Origin of the sequence: Escherichia sp. AM3 (genome assembly GCF_032029835.1) — a bacterium.
In the GTDB taxonomy this organism is placed as follows: Bacteria; Pseudomonadota; Gammaproteobacteria; order Enterobacterales; family Enterobacteriaceae; genus Escherichia; species Escherichia coli.
In genome coordinates this window covers 1-333 of sequence record NZ_JAVUPQ010000741.1, presented here as the reverse complement: position 1 = coordinate 333, position 333 = coordinate 1, and the positions used below count along the sequence as shown (strand labels likewise).

The window sequence follows — 333 nt, the reverse complement described above, 5'->3', positions numbered from 1 at the left end:
CACAGCACGCCGACGGCCATAATCTGGCTAAAGGTGGTCCCGTTTGGCAATGACGCCAGCTTCAGCTTCAGCGCCAGCCAGCAGAACAGGCTGATACCCAGCGGCTTACCGATAAACAGACCGGCGATGATACCCAGCGGCAGCACGGAGGTGAGTCCGTCCAGGGTAACCCCGGCCAGGGAAACACCCGCGTTGGCAAACGCAAACAGCGGCAGGATCATAAAGCCCACCCACGGATGAAGCACATGCTCCAGCTGTCTGGCAGGCGATTTGCCGTCCTGCTCCTTCAGCGGAATAAAGAAGCCAACGATGACGCCCGCCAGCGTGGCATGC

1 protein-coding gene is annotated in these 333 nt (G+C 60.4%); it reads right to left on the bottom strand.

What is annotated here, in order from left to right:
* Positions 1-333: Na+/H+ antiporter NhaA (locus RTW80_RS28145; RefSeq protein WP_312721402.1), on the bottom strand; the 333-nt coding region annotated here is incomplete at both ends.